Origin of the sequence: Levilactobacillus namurensis DSM 19117 (genome assembly GCF_001434785.1) — a bacterium.
Classification (GTDB): Bacteria; Bacillota; Bacilli; order Lactobacillales; family Lactobacillaceae; genus Levilactobacillus; species Levilactobacillus namurensis.
Genome location: NZ_AZDT01000040.1, coordinates 1 through 1,676, shown reverse-complemented (window position 1 = coordinate 1,676; position 1,676 = coordinate 1). Strand labels below are relative to the sequence as shown.

1 rRNA gene is annotated in these 1,676 nt (G+C 51.6%); it reads right to left on the bottom strand.

Annotated features, from left to right (window positions below):
* Positions 1–70 precede the first annotated feature (70 nt).
* Positions 71–1,636: ribosomal RNA gene (locus tag FD30_RS06375) — 16S ribosomal RNA — on the bottom strand.
* Between the last annotated feature and the right edge of the window lie 40 nt (positions 1,637–1,676).

Genomic DNA, 1,676 nt, shown 5'->3' with positions numbered 1-1,676 from the left:
TTTGAGGGTAGACCCCTCAAAACTGACCATTGTTTCAACAAAGTATGTGTAGCCTCCGTATATTCCTTAGAAAGGAGGTGATCCAGCCGCAGGTTCTCCTACGGCTACCTTGTTACGACTTCACCCTAATCATCTGTCCCACCTTAGACGGCTGGCTCCAAAAGGTTACCTCACCGGCTTTGGGTGTTACAAACTCTCATGGTGTGACGGGCGGTGTGTACAAGGCCCGGGAACGTATTCACCGCGGCATGCTGATCCGCGATTACTAGCGATTCCAACTTCATGTAGGCGAGTTGCAGCCTGCAATCCGAACTGAGAACGGCTTTAAGAGATTAGCTTAGCCTCGCGACTTTGCGACTCGTTGTACCGTCCATTGTAGCACGTGTGTAGCCCAGGTCATAAGGGGCATGATGATTTGACGTCATCCCCACCTTCCTCCGGTTTGTCACCGGCAGTCTCACCAGAGTGCCCAACTGAATGCTGGCAACTGATAATAAGGGTTGCGCTCGTTGCGGGACTTAACCCAACATCTCACGACACGAGCTGACGACAACCATGCACCACCTGTCATTCTGTCCCCGAAGGGAACGTCTTATCTCTAAGATTGGCAGAAGATGTCAAGACCTGGTAAGGTTCTTCGCGTAGCTTCGAATTAAACCACATGCTCCACCGCTTGTGCGGGCCCCCGTCAATTCCTTTGAGTTTCAACCTTGCGGTCGTACTCCCCAGGCGGAGTGCTTAATGCGTTAGCTGCGGCACTGAAGGGCGGAAACCCTCCAACACCTAGCACTCATCGTTTACGGCATGGACTACCAGGGTATCTAATCCTGTTCGCTACCCATGCTTTCGAGCCTCAGCGTCAGTTACAGACTAGACAGCCGCCTTCGCCACTGGTGTTCTTCCATATATCTACGCATTCCACCGCTACACATGGAGTTCCACTGTCCTCTTCTGCACTCAAGTTCCCCAGTTTCCGATGCACTTCTTCGGTTAAGCCGAAGGCTTTCACATCAGACTTAAGAAACCGCCTGCGCTCGCTTTACGCCCAATAAATCCGGACAACGCTTGCCACCTACGTATTACCGCGGCTGCTGGCACGTAGTTAGCCGTGGCTTTCTGGTTGAATACCGTCACGATGTCAACAGTTACTCTGACACCCGTTCTTCTTCAACAACAGAGTTTTACGAGCCGAAACCCTTCTTCACTCACGCGGCATTGCTCCATCAGACTTGCGTCCATTGTGGAAGATTCCCTACTGCTGCCTCCCGTAGGAGTCTGGGCCGTGTCTCAGTCCCAATGTGGCCGATTACCCTCTCAGGTCGGCTACGCATCATCGCCTTGGTGAGCCGTTACCCCACCAACAAGCTAATGCGCCGCGGAACCATCCAGAAGTGATAGCCGAAGCCACCTTTCAAACAAAAACCATGCGGTTTTTGTTGTTATACGGTATTAGCACCTGTTTCCAAGTGTTATCCCCTGCTTCTGGGCAGGTTTTCCACGTGTTACTCACCAGTTCGCCACTCGTTCCAATGTTGAAATCAGTGCAAGCACGTCAATCAACGGGAACTCGTTCGACTTGCATGTATTAGGCATGCCGCCAGCGTTCGTCCTGAGCCAGGATCAAACTCTCATCTTAAAGATGATAAGCTCGAATAGCTCATCGATTGTTGTTACAT